At 63.4% G+C, this 6,142-nt stretch carries 7 protein-coding genes; 5 read left to right on the top strand and 2 right to left on the bottom strand.

The genetic code is table 11. The annotated features are described in order from the left end of the window. The 3 genes from pcaG to pobA all read left to right on the top strand — a co-directional run. A partial coding sequence (gene pcaG, locus EN879_RS20915; RefSeq protein WP_127274222.1) for a protocatechuate 3,4-dioxygenase subunit alpha occupies positions 1–503 on the top strand: 503 nt, incomplete at its 5' end. A gap of 19 nt (positions 504–522) precedes the next feature. Further along, positions 523–1,575, top strand: a complete 1,053-nt coding sequence (locus EN879_RS20920; RefSeq protein WP_063167583.1) for a 3-carboxy-cis,cis-muconate cycloisomerase — start codon at positions 523–525, stop codon at positions 1,573–1,575. Then, positions 1,575–2,747 (top strand): 4-hydroxybenzoate 3-monooxygenase, encoded by a 1,173-nt coding sequence (gene pobA, locus EN879_RS20925; protein ID WP_063167584.1) that lies wholly within the window; start codon positions 1,575–1,577, stop codon positions 2,745–2,747. The genes EN879_RS20920 and pobA overlap by 1 nt, the downstream gene beginning before the upstream one ends. Before the next feature lie 10 nt (positions 2,748–2,757). Here pobA and EN879_RS20930 read toward each other — a convergent pair whose 3' ends face one another. Then, complete coding sequence (locus tag EN879_RS20930) at positions 2,758–3,228, bottom strand: NUDIX domain-containing protein (RefSeq protein ID WP_027163879.1); 471 nt, start codon at positions 3,226–3,228, stop codon at positions 2,758–2,760. A 173-nt stretch (positions 3,229–3,401) separates the two neighbouring features. Between EN879_RS20930 and EN879_RS20935 the strand changes: the two genes are divergently transcribed. Next, positions 3,402–3,935, top strand: a complete 534-nt coding sequence (locus tag EN879_RS20935) for a sterol desaturase family protein (protein WP_027163878.1) — start codon at positions 3,402–3,404, stop codon at positions 3,933–3,935. Positions 3,936–3,954: 19 nt separating this feature from the next. Here the strand turns inward: EN879_RS20935 and rsgA are convergent, their stop codons facing one another. Next, positions 3,955–4,995, bottom strand: coding sequence for a ribosome small subunit-dependent GTPase A (gene rsgA, locus EN879_RS20940; protein WP_063167585.1), 1,041 nt, complete (start codon positions 4,993–4,995; stop codon positions 3,955–3,957). 338 nt (positions 4,996–5,333) lie between these two features. On the opposite strand from rsgA, the gene EN879_RS20945 reads away from it, so the two are divergent. Continuing rightward, on the top strand, positions 5,334–6,142 hold an 809-nt coding region (locus EN879_RS20945), incomplete at its 3' end, for a LacI family DNA-binding transcriptional regulator (protein WP_164774489.1).

The following is a 6,142-nucleotide window of genomic DNA, read 5'->3' on the forward strand; positions in this document are numbered from 1 at the left end:
ACCTTGGTGCGACCATGGTCAACGACAAGACCAAGGGGGAGCGCATCGGCCTGCGCATCCGGGTGCTCGACGGTACCGGCACGCCGCTCAAGGATGCGCTGATCGAGATCTGGCAGGCAGATGCGGATGGGCTCTACAATTCGCCGGCTGAACTGCGCGGCGCGGCCGATCCGAACTTTTTCGGCTGGGGCCGTTGCCCGACCGACATGGACACCGGTCTGTGCACGTTCGAGACGATCAAGCCGGGCCGCGTGCCGTTCAGGGACGGAAGCCTGATGGCCCCGCACATCACCCTCTGGATCGTCGCGCGCGGCATCAATCTCGGCCTGCACACACGGCTGTATTTTTCCGATGAGGAAAAGGCCAATGCCGGGGATGCGATCCTGGCGCGCATCGAGCACCGCGTCCGCGTGCCGACGCTGATCGCCGAGCGCAACGGCGATATTTATGTTTTCGACATCCATCTCCAGCGGGAGAAGGAAACGGTCTTCTTCGACAGCTGATGGTCAGGAGGAGCAGGATATGACCGTATCGCCCTTCGACCATCCACTGCTCTCCGCTCTTCTCGGCGACGAGGAGGCGAACCGGCATTTTTCCATCGAGGCGGAAATCGAGGCGATGCTTGCCTTCGAGCGGGCGCTGGCGCAAGCGGAAGCTGAAAACGGGATTATCACCAAGGATGATGCCGCCGCGATCGTGGCCGCACTTGCCACATTCCGGCCCGACACCGCCTTGCTGCGGGCTGCCGTCGCCAAAGACGGCGTCATTGTGCCGGAACTGGTACGCCAGATCAGGGCGGCGGTCGGCGAACCGCATGGCGACAAAGTGCATCTCGGCGCAACCAGCCACGATGTCATCGATACCGGCCTGGTGTTTCGGCTGAAGTCCATCGTCGAGCATCTCGGCCTGCTCCTGACCGAGACCATTATACGGCTCGTCTCGCTCGAAGAGCGGTTTGGCGGCAGGGCGCTGACGGGAATGACGCGCATGCAGCCAGCCATTCCGATCAAAGCGGCCGACCGCGTCAGGACGTGGCGGGCGCCACTGCAACGGCATCAGGAAAGATTGTCGGAACAGTCGAGGCGTCTGCTGGTGGTGCAGTTCGGCGGTGCCGCCGGCACGCTGGAAAAGCTAGGCGACAAAGGTCCGGCGGTGCGCGCAGCACTGGCCGCAAAGCTCGGCCTTGGCGACGCCCCGCATTGGCAGAACCAGCGTGACGCACTCGCCGATTTCGCCGGCCTGATGTCGCTGCTATCAGGCAGCCTCGGCAAATTCGGCCAGGACATCGCGCTGATGGCGCAAGGTGGAACCGAGATCGAGCTTTCCGGCGGCGGCGGCTCTTCGGCCATGCCGCACAAGCAGAACCCGGTGAAGGCCGAAGCGCTGGTGGCGCTTGCCCGCTTCAACGCCACGCAGCTTGCGGGCATGCATCACGCGCTCGTGCATGAGCAGGAGCGCTCGGGCGCTGCCTGGACGCTGGAATGGCTATTGCTGCCGCAAATGGTCATCGCGACGGCCGCGTCGCTCCGCCTTGCCGCTGAGCTGGCCGCACAGGTCGAAAGTCTCGGCCACTGATGCGCACGCAAATCGTCATCGTCGGGTCCGGACCGTCCGGCCTGCTGCTTGGGCAGCTTCTGGCCGGCATCGGCGTCGAGACGGTCATTCTGGAACGCGCGAGCCGCGAGCACGTGCTTGGCCGAGTGCGGGCAGGGGTGCTCGAACAGGGCACCGTCGAATTGCTGGAACAGGCCGGCGCGGCGGCAAGGCTGCACGCGGAAGGACTGCCGCATTCCGGCATCTCGCTCGCCTTCGACGGACGCCTGCACCGCATCGACCTCGAGGCACTGACCGGCGGCAGGCATGTCACCGTCTATGGCCAGACCGAGGTGACGCACGATTTGATGGACAAGCGCGATGCGGACGGACTGACCACGATCTACGAGGCGGCAAATGTCGCGTTGCACGATTTCGACGGCGCCGCACCTTTCGCGACCTATGACAAGGACGGGGTCACGCATCGCATCGATTGCGACTTCATTGCCGGCTGTGACGGCTATCACGGCGTCAGCCGCAAATCGGTGCCCGAGCGTGCGCTGAAAATCTTCGAGCGGCAGTATCCGTTCGGCTGGCTCGGCGTGCTGGCCGAAGTGCCGCCGGCCGATCACGAACTGGTCTACGCCAATCATGAAAGGGGTTTTGCCCTGTGCTCGATGCGCTCGACGCACCGCAGCCGCTATTATGTGCAGTGTCCGCAGGACGATCGCGTCGAAGCCTGGCCGGACGAGCGCTTCTGGGACGAGCTGCGCCGCCGCTTGCCCGAGCAGACGGCGGCAAGCGTCGTCACCGGCCCATCCTTCGAGAAATCGATCGCGCCGCTGCGCTCCTTCGTTGCCGAGCCGATGCGCTTCGGCCGGCTGTTCCTGGTCGGCGACGCCGCCCACATCGTGCCGCCGACCGGCGCCAAGGGTCTGAACCTCGCTGCCAGCGACGTGCGCTATCTCTTCTCGGGTTTGTGCGACTTCTATCGCGACAAATCCGCGGCTGGCATCGACTGCTATTCGCAAAAGGCGCTGGCGCGGGTCTGGAAGGCGGTTCGCTTTTCCTGGTGGATGACGACGATGCTGCATTGTTTTCCCGACACCGCCGAGTTCGGCCAGCGCATCCAGGAGGCCGAGCTCGACTATCTCGTGCAGTCGCGTGCCGCATCGACCGCGCTCGCGGAAAACTATGTCGGCCTGCCCTATTGAGGGCTGCGGATCATCCGGCGCCTTGCTGCCTGGCAAAATCCAAAAGCATCGGGCGCTGCCCCTTGAGGATTTTCACCTCGGCCTCGGGCAAGGTGAACCAGCCCGCTCTGTCGACCTCCGGGAACTCCTTCAGGGATCCCGACCTTGGCGGCCATTCCATGGTGAAAATGTTGCTCTTGATGGCGGCCACGTCGATGTCGATGGTCGCCTCGACAGACCAGGCCGAGACGATCTTGCCGCCGGGTTGTTTGTAGTCGCCGAGCCGCGCGAAGGGACCATCAACCTTGACGCCGAGCTCTTCCTCGGTCTCGCGTTGCGCTGCCGTCAACTCATCCTCGTCCTCGCCGACGAGACCCTTCGGCATCGACCAGGCGCCATCGTCCTTCTTCGCCCAGAACGGCCCGCCCGGGTGAACCAGCAACACCCTGAGATCGCCATCGCTGCGGCGATAGATCAGCAATCCCGCACTGCGTTTTGCCATTTTTGTACGTCCATTTGCGAAGCCGGCAGCCTGCTGATGGTCCTTGAATCGTTGATGCGAACCTTGCACTAGGGGATTGCGACGCTATGTCAGGCGCGTCTGCATTGCACCTCGGTCGCGAGTCCGGCAATCTGATACCATCGCTTATTTGGCGGCTCGAAGGCTAGGTGACGATGCAACTCGGTCTTATTGGCTACTATAGCGACTTCGTGGTGTATCCGCTGGTGATCGCCGTGCTGGCAGTGGCCGGGCTGCTCGAGGCTGGCGAAGAGAGTGCGCCAGGCTGGATCGGCACTGTCCTCGCCTGTCTCGGCCTCTGGACGCTGATCGAGTATGTGCTGCACAGGTTCGCTCTTCACCATATTCCTTACGTCAAGGACCTGCACGACCGTCACCATGTCGAGGAACGCAGTTCTGTGGGCACGCCAACCTGGCTCAGTCTCGGCGTGCATGCGCTGGTCGCGTTTGTGCCCGTTTGGGTGGTCTCAGATTTCGCCACCGCGAGCGCGGTGAGCTGCGGGTTGATGCTGGGATATCTGTGGTACATCAGCATCCACCACATGATCCATCACTGGCACCCGGCGCATCCGAGCTATCTCTATACGCTCAAGCGCCGTCATGCGGTGCATCACCACATCGACGAAACGGCCAATTTCGGTGTGACTTCGGCATTCTGGGATCGCGTTTTCGGCACGGCGCAGCTCTGAAGTCCTCAGTCCTCGCCGTTCAGCGCCTCTTTCCGCGACCGCCGGAAGTCTTGGCTCCGCGAGGCCCGCTCTGGACCGGCGTGTTGTTCTGGTTCTCGTCGGACAGTTTTCGCCAGCGGGCAAGGCGCTCCGGGTCGAGCGTCCCCGCCTTCAAGGCAGTCTGAACCGCGCAACCCGGCTCGTGCACATGCGTGCAGTCGCGGAACTTGCAGAGCGGTGCAAGCTCGGTGATTTCGGCAAACAGCGTGTCGATGCCGTAGCCGACATCGCTGACCTGCAGCGTCCGCATGCCCGGCGTGTCGATCACCCAGCCACCGCCGGCGATGGAATGCAGCGATCGCGACGTGGTGGTGTGGCGTCCCTTGGAATCGTGCTCGCGGATGCCCCCGGTCTGTTGCGGCGATTGCTGCGCCGATCCGGCCAGCGTGTTGACCAGCGTCGATTTGCCGACGCCGGAGGAGCCGATCAGCGCCACCGTCTGGCCGACACCGCACCAGGCAGCCAGGACGGTTGCCGCATCCGATGTGCGGGGGTTCAGCATCACCACCGGCAATCCACGCTGCAACGCCGCAGCTTGCTTCTGGTAGGTCTCGGCGTCTTCAGCGGTATCGGCCTTGGTCAGCAGGATCACCGGCGTCGTTCCGGCCTCGTTGGCCAGCGCCAGATAGCGCTCGAGCCGGGCGGGATTGAAGTCGGCATTGCACGAGGTGACGATGAACAGCGTATCGACATTGGCCGCGGCAAGCTGCGGCACCCTGCCGCCGCCCTGGGTGCGGCGTTCCAGCACCGTCTTGCGGGTCAGGCGGCGCTTCACAAGGTGTTCATGCCCATCGACCAGCACCCAGTCTCCGACGGCATAGTCACCGGTGTTTGCCTGCGCCGCCAGCGTCAGATCGACCGGCCCTGCCTGGGACAGGCCGGTCAGGCGATCGCGGTGGACGGTGGCGATCCGCGTCGGGACAAGATTGGCTTCGCCGGGCTCGAGCTGGTCGCCGAAAAATTCGGTCCAGCCCAGGCTGGCGAGCGATGGCGTGGAGTGATCCGTCACGGCTTTGACCACGGCGTCACGGACATTGGACGGTATCCCTGGCAGGGGGGCGAACGGGGTGGGGTGATTTCCAAGCCGTGTATGGGCGGCATGGCGACATTTGGCAAGCAGGCCCGTAGCTGAGGGCTGAGCGGCAAGCTTCTGCAGCCCTTCGTCGAACTGACAATGAAGTCCATGACGCCATCAGTTTTGAAGCGTTAACAAATAATTTGACGCATGGAATATTTTTGCGTTCTATTGGGAACTGTGAAAATTGACTGAATAAGTTCCGTCAAGCATTGTCGCATCCGGTCAACGGCCGCATGACTGTGGGCGGGGCCGATCGTTGGCAGGGGATCAGGAATATATCGATGGCGGAGAAGACGCACCGCACGATGGACGACTTCGCCCAGGCATGCGGCGTGTCGCGCCCGACGCTGTCCAAATATTTCGACGATCCGGCGAGCGTGAAGCCAGCGACGCGGGCGCGCATCGAAGCCGCCCTGCGTTCCTCGGACTATCAGCCGAACCTTTTCGCCCGCAATCTCAACCGCAAGCGCACCCGCAACATCGGCATCGTCGTGCCGACGATCACCGATCCTTTCTACGCCGAGATGGTCAGCCGCATCGAATTTCGTTGCCGCGACGAAGGCTACTGGCCGATCGTCATTTCCTCGCATGGCTCGCCGAAGCTGGAGGCGGAGTCGGTCAGGACGCTGCTGTCGCTGAAGGTGGCCGGCGCGATCATCGCCCCGCTCGGCCTTGCCTCCGACCGCAGCGTCTTCGACAAGCTCGGGCAGGACATTCCGATCGTCTATTTCGACACCTATATCGAGGGCGATACGCCGTTCGTCGGCAACGACAACCGGCAGAGCGTGTCGACCATCGTCGACTATCTCTGTCGCTCGGGCGAACCGCCGGTCTATCTCGACATTCCGCATGTCAACCACAACTCCGGCGAACGCCAGGAGAGCTACATCGTCGCGATGGAGACCGCCGGCTTCAAGCCGGCCGTCATCGAGGCCGCGCGCGATTACACCTGGGACTTCGAACGCATCGGCTACGAGCAGACGGAAAAAATGCTGGAGGCCGGGACCTTGCCCGGCCGCACCATCCTGTGCGCCAACGATCGTCTCGCCTTTGGCGTAATGGCGGCCGCGTACTCGCGCGGCCTGAAGGT

Origin of the sequence: Mesorhizobium sp. M7A.F.Ca.AU.002.02.1.1 (assembly GCF_003998535.1) — a bacterium.
Lineage (GTDB): Bacteria > Pseudomonadota > Alphaproteobacteria > Rhizobiales > Rhizobiaceae > Mesorhizobium > Mesorhizobium ciceri.

Bases quoted from the DNA above. Each gene is read 5' to 3' on its own strand.
- EN879_RS20930 (WP_027163879.1), bottom strand. From the start codon at position 3,228: ATGGCAAAACGCAGTGCGGGATTGCTGATCTATCGCCGCAGCGATGGC.
- EN879_RS20920 (WP_063167583.1), top strand. From the start codon at position 523: ATGACCGTATCGCCCTTCGACCATCCACTGCTCTCCGCTCTTCTCGGC.
- pobA (WP_063167584.1), top strand. From the start codon at position 1,575: ATGCGCACGCAAATCGTCATCGTCGGGTCCGGACCGTCCGGCCTGCTG.
- EN879_RS20935 (WP_027163878.1), top strand. From the start codon at position 3,402: ATGCAACTCGGTCTTATTGGCTACTATAGCGACTTCGTGGTGTATCCG.